This window comes from Billgrantia antri (assembly GCF_017868935.1).
In the GTDB taxonomy this organism is placed as follows: domain Bacteria; phylum Pseudomonadota; class Gammaproteobacteria; order Pseudomonadales; family Halomonadaceae; genus Halomonas; species Halomonas antri.
This window is the reverse complement of sequence record NZ_CP053383.1, coordinates 3,766,637-3,781,904: the sequence shown is the minus strand read 5'-3', so window position 1 is coordinate 3,781,904 and position 15,268 is coordinate 3,766,637. Positions and strand designations below refer to the sequence as shown.

The window sequence follows — 15,268 nt, the reverse complement described above, 5'->3', positions numbered from 1 at the left end:
ACAGGGCATGCCATGTCGAAATCATGAGCGCCAAAACGATAATGACCCTCCACACAATGCAAGGAGCAACAGCATGCGCTATGCCTGCTTCATCTACTACGATCCCAAGCTGCTATTTGGCGGAAGCCCACAAGCCAACGCCGCATTGGAGAAATGCACGAGTTATGACGAAGTACTGAGGGAGAGCGGCCATTTCGTCATGGGGGAGGCCCTGGAACTGCCCGAAACGGCTCGGGTGCTGCGAAAGCGAGATGGAAAAGTACTGGCGACCGACGGTCCCTTCATGGAAACCAAGGAGGTACTGGGCGGGATCATTCTCATCGAGGCTGAGGATCTTGAAGACGCCGTCCGGGTTGCCAGCGGTCACCCCCTGGCCAGCATCGGTGCCATCGAGGTTCGCCCCGTGGTGGACTTCGCTCAACCGCGGCCGGCATTCTAGCTGCCGCCAGTCGAGCCCGCGGCAGAGGGCCGTCGGGCTCTATCGGGCGAATAGAGATTACATCTGCGAGAGCAGGTAGTTCGGCTTGCCCAGCATCTTGATCAGCCGCAGCTGCTGCTCCAGCCAGTAGGCGTGGTCCTCCTCGGTGTCGGCCAGCAGGCCTACTAGCACGTTGCGCGTCTGGAAGTCCTGCTCCCGTTCGCACAGGGCGATGGCCTCCTTCAGGGCGTCGCCGACCTCGTATTCGAGCTGGAGGTCGTTGCCGAGCATCTCCTCCACGTCCTGGCCGATGCGCACCGGGGTGCGGGTATGCATGTCGGGTTTGCCTTCCAGGAACAGGATCCGCTCGATCAGCTGCTTGGCATGCCCTTTTTCATCGTCGAACTCATGGGCAATGCGCTCGTAGAGCTTGGTGAGGCCCCAGTCGGCGTACATTTCGGAGTGAATGAAGTACTGGTCCATGGCGGCGAGCTCCGCCGCTAGCAGCCCGTTCAGAGCGTCGATGATGTTCTGCTTGCCTTTCATGCGGAACCTTTCCATTAGCGCGAGGGGAATGAGGCTATCCTATGGCCAATCGCAGGGTTGGTCAATTTCTCTTTTAAATTCATATGGTTGTAATTGTTTCGCATGCGATTCGCATTAGGTTTCGCTTGCCGGGTACTGGATTCGAGCATCGCGCCTCAAGCGCAGCATGGTGAGCACGTTGGTCAGGAAGATCAGGCTTTCGGCGACGGTGCCGCCGATGGAACCTGCCAGGACATTGCTGGCGACCCAGCACAGCGCCGCCCCGGCCAGGGCGATGCGCATGGGGATGCCACTCAGCATGAACATGCCGTAAGTGCCCAGCAGGCCCGCGGCCAGCGCCGGGATGTCACGTGGGCCGCTCCAGGTCAGCGCAGCCACCGCCAGGGTGGCGAGCAGCATGCCGAGCATGAAGGCGCGGTTGCGACGGAAGCGGCGCACGAGGGCAATGCGCAGTACGATCAGCGCCGAGATGCCGGCGGCCACCCAGCTTTCGAACAGCGCGAACTGGGTAGCGAAGGCCACGTTGGCGAACAGCAGCAGCACGAACAGCCGGTCGTCGCGCTTGCTGGCGAAGGCCACGATGCACAGGGTCAGGGCCACCAGGCTGACACCCTGCCCGAGCAGCCATCTCAGGCCGATCTCTTCCATGATGAAGTCCATTACGGAGCTAATGGACTGGAGATTAGCACGGCAGCGACGGGCTTTGCTGGTACGCTTTCCCTTACTGATCATTTATCGGAGGCGCCATGGAAACGTTGCTGGATTCTCGCACGGAGATAACGCAGGCCGCGCTGGCCGCCATCGCCCACATGCCGACGGCGAGCCTGCCGGTATTGATGGACGAAGCGTTCGCCCAGCGATTGACCGACGCCGACCTCATGCGAATTGCCGTACTGCTGGCGCAGAAGAGCCACGACGAGGGCGGTTGTCCGATCGGCGCGGTAATCGTCGACAACGCCTCGCGGCGCATTCTCGGCAAGGGACACAACACCCTGGTGCAGGAGAATCATCCCTACAATCATGGCGAAACCTCCGCCATCCGCGATGCCGGACGCCTCGACTTCAGCCAGACCACGCTCTTTACCTCGCTCAGCCCCTGCGAGATCTGCGCGACCCTGCTCCACATGCGCGGCTTCTCCCGCGTGGTGGTGGGCGATGTCACCAACGCCTCGGGCACGGAAACCCTACTGCGTGAAAAAGGGATCCAGGTGGATATTCTGGAGGACACGCGCGGCATCGATCTCTATGCCCGCTTCCGCGCCGAGCGGCCCGAGCTGGACCTCGAAGACTGGAAGGGCGTGAGGGCTACGCGCAAGCCATGACATAGTAACGGCTCAGTGCAGATGGCTGCTGCCGGCGTTTCCGCAATTATGTCCAAGCCTTTCCCCTGGGCCCGGCTTACGCTATGTCTGAATGACGTTCAGGGAGGCGCGACATGGCCAGGCAATCCAGCCGGTTCGACTACTACAAGAGCCGGCAGATACCCGAACTCACGGTACTCCAGGCGTCGCTGAGCGACTTCAGCTACGACCGCCATGCCCACGAGGAATACGCCTTCGGCGTGACGCTCTCCGGGCGCCAGGATTTCTTCAGCGGCGGTGAGTTTCATCGCAGCCCGCCGGGCAATGTCATCCAGTTCAACCCCGAGCAGGTGCACGACGGCCACCCGGGGGATGACACCACGCTGGGCTACGTGATGATCTACGTACCCGCCGCCCAGCTCGAGGCCTCGTTCGCTGACGCGGCGGGAAGCGAGTGTGCCGCTCGGTTTCACGGCAGTGAAACCCTGCTGGCCGACCCCGAGCTGCGCCACGCCATCCTCGATCTCGCTCAGTTGATGATCCATCGGCAGGGCACGCGTATCGATCAGGAGCACGCCCTGCACCGCATGGCGACTCGTCTGGTGCAGCGCGCCGGCAGGTTCCAGCCTGGCGGTAGGGTTAGCCGTCCCGATGCGCTGCTGCGGCGCGCCAAGGAGTACGTCCTCGCCAACCTGGAGGCGGATCTCTCGCTGGATGACATCAGCCAGGCCGCCCACCTCTCCAAGTATCACTTCCTGCGTCTGTTCCGCCAGCAGTTCGGCATCACCCCACACCAGTACGTGCTGAGCTGCCGGGTCAATGCCGCGCGCAGTGCCCTGGAGGCCGGTGCGGCGCCCTCGGAAGTGGCCTTCCGCTACGGCTTCACCGACCTCAGCCACTTCAACCGCCGCTTCAAGCGCATCTACGGCAAGACGCCGCATCAGTACCAGCGCAGCGTCACCTAGCGACGCTTGGCTGCTGCCGCTCGGTTTTCAACACACTTCTGTCGGAGAGACTCCCATGGAGATCGTCGCCTATGCCCTGGGCGTCATGTACACCCCTGGGCCTGTGAATCTGCTCGGCCTGAACGCCGGCCTCAACGGCCAGGCCAGAACCTCCCTCGGCTTCTTCGTCGGCGTGGGGCTGGCCATGCTCACGCTCTTCCTGCTGTTCGGCTGGGCCGGCGCGGCCTGGATGCGTGGCGACATGCTCGCCGTGGTGGGGGCGGTGGGTTGCGGGTATATCCTCTACCTGGCGATCAAGGTCGCCCGCTCCACCATAGATCTGGGTGCCGCTCGGCAGGCGCCGCGTGTGCTGCAGTTTCGCGACGGCCTGATCATGCAGCTGTGCAATCCCAAGGCCATGATCGCGACCCTGCCGATCGTCACCCTCCAGTTCCCCGCCGCCGGCATCCATGGCGTGAGCCTGCTGTTCTGGTCGCTGGGGCTGGCTGTACTGGCCTTTGGCGCCCCCGGCAGCTATGCGCTGATGGGCGCCGTGGTGGGCCACCGGCTTGCCAACCCCTGGCTGCTGAAGGGCTTCAGCCTTGCCATGGCGGCGCTGCTGGTGTGGGTCGCGATAACCATCGGCTACGAGCACGTGTGGCTACCGTTGGCTGGGGAGGGTTTCATGGTCAGATCCTGACGCTGGCTTCGTTGCTTTCCGTTGACTTGGCGCACCGGATTTTACGGCCGGGAATGGTAATCTTGTTGCCAATACGCAATAGCGCACGCAAGGATGCCCAGTGATAAGCGACTGCCCAGACTTCTTATCATCATACTTGTCGATTCAAGGAAAACGCCCAGAGTGCCACGCTTCGCTCTCGGAAATTGTGAGAGCGAAGCGTGGCGTCTTTTTCCTAATGGAAGGATTTTGGCAACAGCCAAAAGCGCGGTCCTATGGGGCCAGTAAGTAAAAGCGGCTTGAAGCTGCTGGAAACGCAAAAGAAAGGGAACTGAAATGAAGCTACTCAAAACCACAGCTGCCATGGCGGTACTGGCTCTGATGACGGGGTGCGCCTCGGTCAATATGGCGTCGCAGCAGGAGTCATCTCAAGCCAAGCAGTTCGAAGCCCCGGAAGAGGGTATGGCAGGTGTGTATGTCTTTCGCAAACAATCCCCTTTCGGGGCTGCGCTTAAGAAAGATATCTGGATCGACGGCGAGTGCATCGGTGAAAGTGCCCGAGGCGTTTTCTTCTATCACCAAGTAGAAGGTGGTCAAGAACACGAGGTTGCCACCGAGTCGGAGTTTTCTCCCAATACGCTGAGCCTCATGACGGAGTCGGGAAATAACTATTTTGTCGAGCAGTACATCAAGATTGGGGCGTTCGTCGGTGGTGCCAACCTTCGGCTCGTCGATGAAGAGCAGGGCATGGAAGAGGTGAGCAAGCTGAGCATGGCAACACCTGGAAACTGTAGCCAGTAATCCAAAGGGGGCGCCGCCTTACGGCGGCGCTTCAAAACTTCTCGGCGCGAGTCCTGTTTCCAGGACCTATCATCAACGCCGTGTTACGCCACGACATCTCCAACATCGGCCGAGTAGGCCACGTCGCGTTGTGCCTCGAGCGCATGGAGCCGCTCTTCCAGGGCTTGCTTGATACCTGTATAGGCCGTGCTGCCGAGTGCCAGCCGAAAGGGCGGATGTGCTTCATCGGCGGCGGCGATCATGGCCTCCACCGTTCGGCCGGCATCGCCTTTTATCTCGAAGCTGCCATCTGCCAGGGCGCGCCTGACATCGCCGGCGGGAGTGGCGTCATAGACGGCCATTGGCATTCCACGCACGAGGCCCGCAGCAAAGTCGGTCGCGGTGGGGCCCGGTTCGACAATGATGAAGTCGATCCCGAACGGCGCGACGTCCTGGGCCGTTGACTCGATGAAACCCTCGATACCCCACTTGGTCGCGTGGTAGAGCGAGAAGTTGGGGTAGGCCTTCTGGCCGCCTTCGGAGGAGACCTGCACGATACGCCCGCCGCCCTGATCGCGCAGGTAGGGCAGCGCCGCACGAATGAGCTGAATCGAACCGGTGAGGTTGGTAGCGATCTGGTGATCGATCTGCCCATCGCTGAGCTCCTCGGCGGCACCGAAGAGCCCATAGCCGGCATTGGATACCACTACATCGATCCTGCCCATCCGGGCAAAAGCCTCGCGCGTGGCCTCGCGAATCCTCGTTACATCGGTAAGGTCGAGTTTCAACACTATCAGGCGTTCGCCATGGGACTGCTGCAGTTCGTCGAGCGCACCTTCCCGGCGCAGCGTGGCGACCACGCGATCGCCACGCGCCAGCAGGCTTTCCGTCATCAGACGGCCGAGGCCCGAGCTTGCCCCGGTAATCAACCATGTCTTGCTCATCGTTCCGTTCCTTCCTTCGGGTGGATTGACGAAGCCATGGTGGCGCTGCCGATTGGAATGCAGAAGTAGGCTACTGTTGTATGGATCCGTGAGAGAATTTCACTAATGACGAGATCGAACATGACCAAGCCGACCCTGAAGCCCAGCCTGGCCGATCTGGAGGCCTTCGCAGTGGTGGCTGCCGAACGCAGCTTTCGCCGCGCTGCCGATGTCATCGGCGTCTCGCGCTCGGCGTTGAGCCACCGAATGCGGCATCTGGAAGAGCAGCTCGGCGTGCGCCTGCTCCACCGCACCACTCGCAGCGTCTCCCTGACCGATGCGGGCGGCCGGTTTCTGGCGCGTATCACGCCGACCTTGAGTGAACTGAACGCCACGCTGGATACCCTCGCCGACGACCGCGGCGAGCCCAGCGGCATCCTGCGCATCAATGCAAGCAGGTCGGCGGCTCGGCTGCTGCTTGCCCATGTGGTGCCGGCTTACCTGCGCCGCTATCCGGCGGTGGAACTTGACCTCGTCAGCGAAGGGCGGCTCGTCGATATCGTCGAGCAGGGGTTCGATGCCGGAATTCGGCTGGGCGAGGCGGTGCCCCAGGACATGATCGCGGTGAAGCTGGTTGACACCATGCGCTTCCTGGCGGTGGCCTCGCCGGATTACTTGCACCGCTTCGGCACGCCGGGCGTGCCCGACGACCTGCACAAGCATCGCTGCATCCGCCAGCGGCTACCCAGTGGCAAGCGCTACCGCTGGGAGTTCGAGCGGCGAGGACAGGAAATCGCCATCGACGTTCCCGGCGCGCTGACGCTCGACGACAACGAGCTCATGGCCGAAGCGGCAGCCGACGGCCTCGGCATTGCCTACGTGCCCGAAATCGTCGCCAGCGAGCGCCTCGCTTCGGGCCAGCTGGTGGCGCTGCTGGAAGATTGGAGCCCACCATACCCCGGCTTGATGCTCTATTACCCCGGGCATCGCCACGTGCCGGCTGCGCTACGCGCCTTTATCGAGCTGGTAAAGGCGTCAGGCACATAGTCTGTCCCGCTGAGCCGCCAGCCAACGTGGCCGTTTGCTCCTTACTGCTACTCAGCCCGCCCTGTCTCGTCGCGATCGCAGTCGTAGCGTTTCATGTACGGAAACGGTGGCAGCCAGGTCTCGCGGCGCACGACCCAGCTCTCGTAGGTGGGTTTCAGTTGATCGGGGAGGTCCAGGGCGCCCAGGTGCACCTCGATTTCATCTCCGGTGCGGGCGAATACCGACGAGCCGCAACGGGGGCAGAAGAAACGCCCCTGGTAGTCGCGGGTCTCGCCTTCAATCGTTACCGCCTCCTGGGGGAACACCGCCGAGGCATAGAAGAGCGCGCCATGATGCTTGCGGCAGTCCAGGCAGTGGCAGATGCCGACCCGGTAGGGGCGTCCCGACGCCACAATGCGCACGTTGCCGCAGAGGCAACCGCCGGTGTACTGGTCCATGTTGCGCCTCCTGCGTGTCGGCTGACCGGAGCTTCAGGGGAGGGCCTGGAAGGGCTAAATGTAAGTGCCCTTCAGCGACGATAATGCCAAAGATAGCGGTCAGCCCGGCGCCTGGCGAAATGCAATGCGTGCCGGAATGAAAGATAATGAGCAGGGTAACGAAACGACACGCATACCGTGAGGCGACATGAACCCCACCATCGAACTGCTGAAATCCCACCGCTCGATTCGCAAATTCACCGACCAGAAGATCCCGCACGAGCTGCTGGTCGAGCTGATTCGCGCCGGCCAGGCCGCCGCGACCTCCAGCCATGTCCAGGCCTACACCGTCATCCATGTGAAGAACCCGGCCAACCGCGAGAGGATCGCCGAGCTGGCCGGCGGGCAGGCCTATGTGGCCTCCGCTTCCGACTTCCTGGTGTTCTGCGCCGACATGAAGCGACCCACCGAAGCCTCCGAGCGCACCGGCGCCAACGTCGTGCGCGGCATGACCGAGCAACTGCTGGTAGCCAGCGTCGACACCGCGCTGATGGCGCAGAACGTCGCCATCGCCGCCGAATCCGAGGGCCTCGGCATCTGCTACATCGGTGGCATTCGCAACAATCCCCAGGCCGTCAGCGACCTGCTGCGCCTGCCTGAGCATGTCTACCCGGTGTTCGGCATGTGCCTCGGCTATCCGGACGCCGACCCTGACGTCAAGCCGCGCCTGCCTGTGGAAGCGATCCTCAAGGAGGACGTCTACACTGACGACAGCGAGCAGGTCGCCGCCTTCGACGACGCCATGCAGCGCTACTACGTCGAGCGTCGCGGCGGCAACAAGGACGCCAACTGGTCGAAGAACCTGACCCCGCTGTTCGACAGCAAGCTGCGCGCCCACATGCGCGACTTCCTCACCCAACGCGGTTTCGAGATGAAGTGATGACCTCCACCGAGCCTCGTATCACCCTGAATCCGCTGAGGCACCGGGTACAGGTGACAATCGGCGACACCCGGCTCGCCGATACCACCCGCGCTCTCGAGCTGCGCGAGCGCGGCTACCCGCCGCGGTTCTACGTTCCCCGCGAAGAGGTGCGCATGGACCGGCTGACCCGTTCCGATACCGTGACCCACTGCCCGTTCAAGGGCGATGCCGCCTACTTCTCGTTTGACGACCGGGCCGATGTGGCATGGAGCTACGAGCAGCCGCTGGAAGGCATGCAGACGATTGCCGGATACCTGGCGTTCGATGACGACAAGGCGCTCGTGACGGAAGTCCCCTAGGCGGAAGGCCTTCAGGGCCTGGGCTATGCTTCAGCTCGTGAAACATTTCCCAGGGAGAGGTGAGCATGGCCAAACGTTTCAAGGTGGGCGATCACGTTAGCTGGAACTCCGAGGCGGGCCGGGTAAGTGGCAAGATCATCCGCGTCCACACCCAGGAGACGGAGTTCAAGGGGCGCAAGCGCCACGCCAGTGAGGACGAGCCGCAATACGAGATCCAGAGCGACAAGACCGACCACATCGCCATGCACAAGGACTCGGCGCTGACCAAGCTAAAGGACTAGCTATCCGGGAGCGCGCAAGCTCGCGGTGGCTCTCTCCTTGAGCAACCACGACCCCAGCCCGGCGACGGCGAGCCCCAGAACGGCGAAGAGCAGGAAGGTGGCGGCATGGCCTTCCGCCCCGACCAGCCAGCCGGCCAGCGGAGAGCCGGCGACCTGGCCGACCGAGGTGGCCAGCAGCGGCAGCACCGGGGCGAAGGCGGGTACCTCGGTCATGATCTGGATGCTTCTCACCAGATAGAAGCCGGTCAAGGTCATGTAGCCGGCGCCGAACAGGGCCGCCGATGCCAGGGCGAGGGCGAAGCTACCGGGATCAATCACCAGAATCGCTAGGCTCGCGGACATCACCAAGAGACCGGTGGCATGGCTCACGGACGGCCCGAAGCGTGAGATGAGATCGCCGGCGCCAGCGCCGGTCAGCCCCCCGAGGCCGACGGCTAGCCACATCCAGGCAGTCTGGCTCGGCGCGAGCCCGCCGGCGTTGATCACAGCATCGGGGGCAAACACCCAATAGGCTGCGCTCACGCAGCCCATGCCCACCGCCAGGCCGCTCAGCCGAGCGATCCCCAGCCACTCCTCACGGCTCACCGGCATGTCGGCCAGGCGAGACCGTGATGTCGGGGTGCGTGGCGCTTCCCGCGGCAGATAGCAGAGGGCCGCCAAGGCGGCGAGTGCCGCCAGGACGGCGAATCCGAGATAGGCGCTGCGCCAGGCTTCCGCCCAGATCAGCACCGCGGGCATGGCCAGCGCGATCCCCACGCTAGTGCCCGCATTGATGGTGGCGTTGACCCTTCCGCGCAGCTCGGGCGATACGATCCGGGAGACTGCCTGCGCCATCGCCGGCGAGGAGAGTCCGGTGCTGATACCGCAGACCAGCACCCCCACGGCGAGTAGCAGCGAGGAAGGGGCCAGGGCGATCGTGATCAGCCCGATGCCGGCCAGGCCGGCGGCCGCGCCCCCGGCGTGCCGGATCCCGAGGCGGCGGGTGACCCAGGGGCCCGCAAGTATGGCGAAGACGAAGCTCAGGAAAGGCAGGGCGCCGATCACCCCCGCCATGGTCGGCGAGATGGTCAGTTCGTCGCGCATCGAGGGCAGGAACAGCCCGAACACGAAACGGGCCAGCCCGTAGGTGATGGCGATGATCCCGCTGCCGAGGGCCGCCATGCCGAGGGAAGAGAGGGGCCTCATGGAGTCTCGCTCAGGGCGGTATCGAGAAGGGCGTCGGTCACCGCCCGGGTATCGTCCAGGGCCCTCTGCATGCCCAGCAGCACTACGGCCGTATTGCTGCCTTCCAAGACCATGAAGAGGCGTCGCGCCAGGTCATCCTGACGCTCGAGGCCATCGCGTGCCACAGCGGCTTCGATGCGTGCCAGCAGGTCGCGCTTGGCGGATATTGCCAGCGCATGGACTTCGGCGCTGTGCTCGGCGAACTCGCCCATCGCCTTGACCATGATGCAGCCCTGCTGGCTGTTGCGCTCCAGCCATTGCCCATGGGCCTCGACCAGGGCCCGTGTCGCCTGGTCCGGCGGGGCGCAGGCCACCGCCGCATCGAGGCTGGCGATGAAGCGCTCATGGCGGGCCTGAAGTACCGCTGCCACCAAGGCCTCCTTGGAGGCGAAGTGGTTGTAGAGCGTCATGCGCACGACGCCGGCCGCCGCCACGATGCGGTCGATGCCGGTGGCGTGGAACCCCTGCTCATAGAAGAGACGCTCGGCCGTGGCGAGCAGCTGGTCGCGCTTTGAGGCTGGCATTGAAGACGCTCCTATATAGACCGATCTATATAAACTTGAGAGCAGTTAAATACAGAGCGGCGACGGTGTCAAACCGTCACGCCTTGACCTGGGCAACAAAAAGGCCGCTTCCCTGGGAAAGCGGCCCTGTACGTTACGGATGACTTAGCAGTCGGTATCACCTACCCGACATGCTGGGATTTTCGATAGCGGTTCAGGCCGCTCCCGGCTCCCGGAAGTGATGCCAGGCATGATGGTAGAGCACGCCAGCATAGCCGTTGCGCTGAATGAGCTTGAGAATCTTGGCGGGGTTCTCGTCGTCCAGGGCCTTGTGCAGTTTCGCCCGCTGCTCTTCATCGAGGGCCTCGTACCAGTGGTAGGGCGCGCCCTGGGCATTGCTATCCTCGGCCTTGCGCATCAAGTCCATTTCGATGCGCCCGCCATGTCGATACAGGATGTCGTAGCCCTCCTGCAGCTGGGATGACGGCACGTCGCACGGCTTTTCGAGACCTTCCAGCACGTTGTAGTAGTAATAGCTCAGCGGTTGCATGTGGCTCCTCCAGCGGTATGCCGTTGCTTGTCTACCAACCTGCTTTTCTACCTTCATCCTGCCTGAGGCAAGGCGGCGGGCTCAACGGAAAAAATGTAAGCTCTCCGCTCACCCGCACACCTCTGCGGAGCCATGGCGAAGCCGCGCGGCAAGGGCCTTACAAGGGCTGCCCGCGCACGACGTCAGCCGCCGAATTTCTCGTTCTCGCCCAGGTTCGGCGTGGCATCCTTCTTGACATTGGCCTTGGCGAACTCATAGAGCTGGAACACCTTGCTCTCCTTGGCCTTCCAGTGCTCGCCCATGGTCACCTTGACCTCCAGCAGCGCAAGATCAGGATCGTCCTTGCCGTCGGGAAACCAGGCCGCGACGAACGGATTCCAGTACTTCTCGATCAGCCCGCGGTCGGCGGTCAGGTTGGCCTTGCCCGAGAGCGAGACGTATACCCCCTCTTCCTGGTCGGAAAAGCTGAGGCAGACGTCGTGGTCGCGGTTGGTCTCGGAGACCTTCTCGGCACTGCGCCGGGTGAAGAACCACAGCGTGCCGTCGTACTCGTCCTGCACAAGGTGCATCGGCCGGGCGCGGGGCATGTCGCCATCCAGCGTAACCAGCATGCCGACCTGTATCTCCTTGATCATCTTCCATATCTTCTGCTTGTGCTCAGGGCTGGACATGGTTTCAACCTCCTGTCGAAAACGGTGCGGCGAACAGACGTCATCCGGCAATGCCGAACATGACGAGAACAGCCTAGTTACCCGAAGCCACCCCGGCAAATGACCTGGCAAGGCAGTGCATCGAACATGGCGTGTCACCTGCGCTCGCGAGCAATGTTGGCGCTAAACTGAAGTCAGCAAGGGGCGACGACGGGATGGGGCAGGCGATGAACTACGAGCAGGTGGTGAAGAACCTCTGGCGCCATGGAGACGGGCAACTGCCCGACCAGGCCGCCAGGGTGAAGGAACTCATTCGCTATGCCACCCTGGCCCCCTCCGGCCACAACACCCAGTGCTGGCGCTTTCGCATCGCCGAGGATGCCATATCCATCTTGCCGGATCTCACCCGGCGCACCCCGGTGGTCGACCCGGATGACCACCACCTCTACGTCTCGCTGGGATGCGCCGCCGAGAACCTGAGCCTGGCGGCGCGGGCGCTCGGCATGCAGGGCGAGGTCAGCTTCCATGCCGAAGGGGCCGGGGAGGTGCACGTCACGCTGGCGCCCTGCCAGCCCGAGGTTTCCCCGCTGTTCGAGGCCATTCCGGTACGCCAGTGCTCGCGCACCGACTATGACGGCTCGCCCATCAACGATGAAGAACTGAGCCTGTTGCAGGCTGCGGGAACCGGGCAGGGGGTCTCCATCAGCCTACTGACCGAGAAGAAAGCCATCGAGAACGTGCTGGAGTACGTGCTCAAGGCCAACGGTCTGCAGATTGGCAACCGGGCGTTCCGGCAGGAACTCGAGACCTGGATCCGCTTCGGCGACCAAGAGGCGATCACGGCCGGGGATGGGCTCTTCGCCCGCTCGATGGGGAGCCCACCGACCCCGCGATGGCTGGGCCGCTGGCTGTTTCGCGCACTGCTGCGGCAAGACGCCGAGAACGCCAAGGTCGCCCGTCAGGTGCGCAGCTCCGCCGGCATTGCCGTGTTCATCTCACAAGCCGACGACCAGGCGCACTGGGTCGAAGCCGGGCGCTGCTACCAGCGTTTTGCCCTGCAGGCGACGGCACTCGGCATCTGCAATGCCTTCATCAACCAGCCGGTCGAGGAGGCGAGCGTGCGCCCGGCGTTCGCCGAGGCCCTGGGGATCGTCGGCGGGCGCCCCGACCTGGTGGTGCGGTTCGGCCGGGGCAAGACGATGCCGCGCTCGCTGCGCCGACCGGTGGAGTCGGTGCTCGTCACCACCGCCAGCGCATAGGATGGCATGCCTGAACCGTCTACCATTCGGCTCATCTCGTGCCGACCTGACTGCGCCTGGCTTTGCATTCCTCGCAAAGGCCTCCATAGTCATGTCAGTCGTCATTCCATCTGGAGCCCTGCCATGTCCGATTCCCTGCACCTGGCCTGCCCCCACTGCCTGGCCATCAACCGCGTGGCCACGGCGCGTCTGGCCGCCTCGCGCTGCGGCAAGTGCAAGCAGCCAATGTTCACCGGCACACCCCTGGAACTCACCGGCGCCAACTTCGCCGCGCTGATCGAGCGCAGCGAGCTGCCGGTGGTGGTCGACTTCTGGGCCGGCTGGTGCGGCCCCTGCAAGATGATGGCGCCAATCTTCGCCCAGACCGCCGCCGAGCTGGAGCCGCGTATCCGCTTCGCCAAGCTCGACACCGAGGCGGAACAGGCCTTGGCCGGGCGCTTCGGCATCCGCAGCATTCCTATGCTGATCGTGTTCAAGCAGGGGCGTGAGGTCGCCCGCCAGGCCGGGCTGATGCAGGGGCCGCAGCTCAAGCGCTGGCTGGAGCCGTACCTGATCGGGGCGCCAGCCTGAACGACGCGATGGGAACTGCCCGACCCTGAATGCCTGCCTCTCAGGCCATGGCCGGGCCAGTCGACGATGGCCGTGTGGCTACGTCAGTTTCCGCACCTCGGCCTCGCCGGGTGCCAGCTCGTCGCCGTTGTCGGCCCTGGGGGCCATGAAGGGAATGGGCTTGCCCGTCTTCCTGTCGACCAAGCGCGAGTGCGGCTCACCCTGCGCGAACAGGTGGTGCTCCCCCCATTGGCGCAACGCCACCACCACGGGAAACAGCCTTTCTCCCTGCTCGGTCAGCACGTACTCCTTGTACGCCGTGCCGTCCGATGCTGGCCGGGTTGCCAGAATGCCCGTTTCGACAAGCTGATGCAGGCGGTCGGAGAGAATATTGCGCGCGACCCCCAGGCTGCGCTGGAAGTCTCCGAAGCGACGCACCCCGTCAAACGCATCCCGCACGATGAGTAGCGACCAACGATCGCCGATCACGTCGACGGAGCGTGCCACTGGACAGGGGTCGTCACTCGAGGACTTGCGGCGAGGCATGGGACCTCCCTTCGGGTTCGCCTAAGGGTCTAGTGGTTGCATTTTAAAACTGCATGATCCAGCATTCAATGAGTTTCATTTTGAAACCGATATGAGGCTGAGGATCATGAAGACTACCCATGTCCCGATGGCATCGCCGTGCCACGACAGCACCGTCTCGCCCCATGCGGGCATGGCCGGTGGCTTGGTATGGCTGTTCTCCGTGGCCAGTGGCTTGAGCGTTGCCAACGTCTATTACGCGCAGCCCTTGCTGGACGCCCTGGCCGTGCAATTCCGTATCAGCCATGCGGCCGTTGGCGGCGTGATCACGGCTACCCAGGTTGGCTGTGCCTTGGCTTTGCTATTCCTCGTGCCGCTGGGGGATCTTGTGGAACGTCGCCGTCTCATGACCGGGCAACTGCTGGCGCTGGTTGCCGCGTTGGGCGTGGTAGGGCTGGCCCAAGCCGCCTGGGTGCTGTTGGCTGGCATGCTGGCCGTCGGTCTACTGGGTACAGCGATGACGCAAGGTCTGATTGCCTATGCCGCCAGTGCCGCCGCGCCCCACGAGCAGGGCCGCGTGGTCGGTGCGGCCCAAGGCGGCGTGTTCATCGGCCTGCTGCTGGCTCGCGTATTCGCGGGCGGCGTCAGCGACCTGGCCGGCTGGCGAAGCGTGTACCTGTGTGCCGCCGCGTTGATGCTGGCGCTCGCGGTACCGCTGTGGCGACGGCTGCCGACGCTTGCTGCCGCACCGGGCAACATGCGCTATGCGAGCCTGATCGCCTCGATGCTGGAACTGCCAAAAGAAGAACGGGCACTCCAAATCCGCGGCGTGCTCGCGCTGCTGATGTTCGCTGCCTTCAACATCTTCTGGAGTGCACTGGTGCTGCCGTTGAGCGCGCCGCCCTACGAGTTCTCGCATACCGTTATCGGCGCCTTTGGGTTGGTCGGCGTGGTCGGGGCGCTGGCCGCCGCGCGTGCCGGGCAATGGGAAGACCGAGGGCTGGGGCAACGCAGCAGCGCAGCTGCCCTGGTACTGCTGCTGCTGGCCTGGTGGCCCTTGTCGCTGATGGAGTGGTCGCTTTGGGCGCTGGTGATCGGGATCGTGTTGCTGGACCTCGGCGGACAGGCTCTGCACGTGACCAACCAAAGCATGATCCTGCGCACCCGGCCGGAGGCGCACAGCCGCTTGATTGGCCTCTACATGCTGTTCTATGCAGTCGGCAGCGGGGCGGGAGCGATCAGCACGACAGCCACCTACGCCCATGCCGGCTGGCAGGGCGTCTGTGTCCTGGGGGCGTCGGTCAGCCTGGTCGCACTGACGTTCTGGGCCGCCACCCGGCGATACATGCCGGCCGCGACTTCAGTGGTTGAAGGCAAGGGATAGCCAGCGCA

21 protein-coding genes are annotated in these 15,268 nt (G+C 63.7%); 12 read left to right on the top strand and 9 right to left on the bottom strand.

What is annotated here, in order from left to right:
* Positions 1-73: 73 nt before the first annotated feature.
* Positions 74-439, top strand: a complete 366-nt coding sequence (locus HNO53_RS17490) for a YciI family protein (RefSeq protein WP_209473862.1) — start codon at positions 74-76, stop codon at positions 437-439.
* 57 nt (positions 440-496) lie between these two features.
* On the opposite strand, the gene bfr is transcribed toward HNO53_RS17490, so the two are convergent.
* Positions 497-964 (bottom strand): bacterioferritin, encoded by a 468-nt coding sequence (bfr, locus tag HNO53_RS17485; RefSeq protein ID WP_209473861.1) that lies wholly within the window; start codon positions 962-964, stop codon positions 497-499.
* 114 nt (positions 965-1,078) lie between these two features.
* On the bottom strand, positions 1,079-1,612 hold the full coding sequence (locus tag HNO53_RS17480; protein ID WP_209473860.1) for a YgjV family protein: 534 nt from the start codon (positions 1,610-1,612) through the stop codon (positions 1,079-1,081).
* Positions 1,613-1,710: 98 nt separating this feature from the next.
* On the opposite strand from HNO53_RS17480, the gene HNO53_RS17475 reads away from it, so the two are divergent.
* The 4 genes from HNO53_RS17475 to HNO53_RS17460 all read left to right on the top strand — a co-directional run bounded on the left by HNO53_RS17475 (position 1,711) and on the right by HNO53_RS17460 (position 4,689).
* A complete protein-coding gene (locus HNO53_RS17475; RefSeq protein ID WP_209473859.1) occupies positions 1,711-2,286 on the top strand; it encodes a nucleoside deaminase in 576 nt (191 codons plus the stop codon).
* 113 nt (positions 2,287-2,399) lie between these two features.
* A complete protein-coding gene (locus HNO53_RS17470; protein ID WP_209473858.1) occupies positions 2,400-3,230 on the top strand; it encodes an AraC family transcriptional regulator in 831 nt (276 codons plus the stop codon).
* A 55-nt stretch (positions 3,231-3,285) separates the two neighbouring features.
* Complete coding sequence (locus tag HNO53_RS17465) at positions 3,286-3,909, top strand: LysE family translocator (RefSeq protein ID WP_242597461.1); 624 nt, start codon at positions 3,286-3,288, stop codon at positions 3,907-3,909.
* Positions 3,910-4,224: 315 nt separating this feature from the next.
* On the top strand, positions 4,225-4,689 hold the full coding sequence (locus HNO53_RS17460) for a DUF2846 domain-containing protein (protein ID WP_209473857.1): 465 nt from the start codon (positions 4,225-4,227) through the stop codon (positions 4,687-4,689).
* Between the two features lie 83 nt (positions 4,690-4,772).
* Here HNO53_RS17460 and HNO53_RS17455 read toward each other — a convergent pair whose 3' ends face one another.
* Entirely contained in the window at positions 4,773-5,612 is an 840-nt protein-coding gene (locus HNO53_RS17455) for an SDR family oxidoreductase (protein WP_209473856.1), read from the bottom strand.
* A gap of 120 nt (positions 5,613-5,732) precedes the next feature.
* Between HNO53_RS17455 and HNO53_RS17450 the strand changes: the two genes are divergently transcribed.
* Positions 5,733-6,638, top strand: a complete 906-nt coding sequence (locus HNO53_RS17450) for a LysR family transcriptional regulator (protein WP_209473855.1) — start codon at positions 5,733-5,735, stop codon at positions 6,636-6,638.
* Between the two features lie 47 nt (positions 6,639-6,685).
* Here HNO53_RS17450 and HNO53_RS17445 read toward each other — a convergent pair whose 3' ends face one another.
* The gene (locus HNO53_RS17445) at positions 6,686-7,075 is read right to left on the bottom strand and encodes a GFA family protein (protein ID WP_209473854.1); all 390 of its coding nucleotides are present in this window, start codon (positions 7,073-7,075) and stop codon (positions 6,686-6,688) included.
* 187 nt (positions 7,076-7,262) lie between these two features.
* Here HNO53_RS17445 and nfsA point away from each other — a divergent pair, with 187 nt between their 5' ends.
* The 3 genes from nfsA (at position 7,263) to HNO53_RS17430 (ending at position 8,616) form a co-directional block, all read left to right on the top strand.
* Positions 7,263-7,994, top strand: a complete 732-nt coding sequence (nfsA, locus tag HNO53_RS17440) for an oxygen-insensitive NADPH nitroreductase (protein WP_209473853.1) — start codon at positions 7,263-7,265, stop codon at positions 7,992-7,994.
* Positions 7,994-8,335 carry a DUF427 domain-containing protein gene (locus HNO53_RS17435; RefSeq protein WP_209473852.1) on the top strand — a complete coding sequence of 114 codons (342 nt, stop codon included), beginning with the start codon at positions 7,994-7,996 and terminating at the stop codon, positions 8,333-8,335. Before nfsA ends, HNO53_RS17435 begins: the two co-directional genes overlap by 1 nt.
* A gap of 65 nt (positions 8,336-8,400) precedes the next feature.
* Complete coding sequence (locus HNO53_RS17430) at positions 8,401-8,616, top strand: hypervirulence associated TUDOR domain-containing protein (protein ID WP_209473851.1); 216 nt, start codon at positions 8,401-8,403, stop codon at positions 8,614-8,616.
* Here the strand turns inward: HNO53_RS17430 and HNO53_RS17425 are convergent, their stop codons facing one another.
* From HNO53_RS17425 to HNO53_RS17410, 4 genes are all read right to left on the bottom strand, one after another.
* Entirely contained in the window at positions 8,617-9,801 is a 1,185-nt protein-coding gene (locus HNO53_RS17425; protein ID WP_209473850.1) for an MFS transporter, read from the bottom strand.
* On the bottom strand, positions 9,798-10,364 hold the full coding sequence (locus tag HNO53_RS17420) for a TetR/AcrR family transcriptional regulator (RefSeq protein WP_209473849.1): 567 nt from the start codon (positions 10,362-10,364) through the stop codon (positions 9,798-9,800). Before HNO53_RS17420 ends, HNO53_RS17425 begins: the two co-directional genes overlap by 4 nt.
* A gap of 193 nt (positions 10,365-10,557) precedes the next feature.
* On the bottom strand, positions 10,558-10,893 hold the full coding sequence (locus HNO53_RS17415) for a hypothetical protein (RefSeq protein WP_209473848.1): 336 nt from the start codon (positions 10,891-10,893) through the stop codon (positions 10,558-10,560).
* A gap of 182 nt (positions 10,894-11,075) precedes the next feature.
* Positions 11,076-11,564, bottom strand: a complete 489-nt coding sequence (locus HNO53_RS17410) for a pyridoxamine 5'-phosphate oxidase family protein (RefSeq protein WP_209473847.1) — start codon at positions 11,562-11,564, stop codon at positions 11,076-11,078.
* 206 nt (positions 11,565-11,770) lie between these two features.
* Here HNO53_RS17410 and HNO53_RS17405 point away from each other — a divergent pair, with 206 nt between their 5' ends.
* Both HNO53_RS17405 and trxC read left to right on the top strand, forming a co-directional pair.
* The gene (locus tag HNO53_RS17405) at positions 11,771-12,802 is read left to right on the top strand and encodes an Acg family FMN-binding oxidoreductase (RefSeq protein ID WP_209473846.1); all 1,032 of its coding nucleotides are present in this window, start codon (positions 11,771-11,773) and stop codon (positions 12,800-12,802) included.
* 123 nt (positions 12,803-12,925) lie between these two features.
* Positions 12,926-13,372 carry a thioredoxin TrxC gene (gene trxC, locus HNO53_RS17400; protein ID WP_209473845.1) on the top strand — a complete coding sequence of 149 codons (447 nt, stop codon included), beginning with the start codon at positions 12,926-12,928 and terminating at the stop codon, positions 13,370-13,372.
* A gap of 78 nt (positions 13,373-13,450) precedes the next feature.
* On the opposite strand, the gene HNO53_RS17395 is transcribed toward trxC, so the two are convergent.
* A complete protein-coding gene (locus tag HNO53_RS17395; protein WP_209473844.1) occupies positions 13,451-13,897 on the bottom strand; it encodes a winged helix-turn-helix transcriptional regulator in 447 nt (148 codons plus the stop codon).
* Between the two features lie 106 nt (positions 13,898-14,003).
* On the opposite strand from HNO53_RS17395, the gene HNO53_RS17390 reads away from it, so the two are divergent.
* Positions 14,004-15,260: an MFS transporter gene (locus HNO53_RS17390; protein ID WP_209473843.1), complete on the top strand. Its 1,257-nt coding sequence runs from the start codon at positions 14,004-14,006 to the stop codon at positions 15,258-15,260.
* Positions 15,261-15,268: the final 8 nt, after the last annotated feature.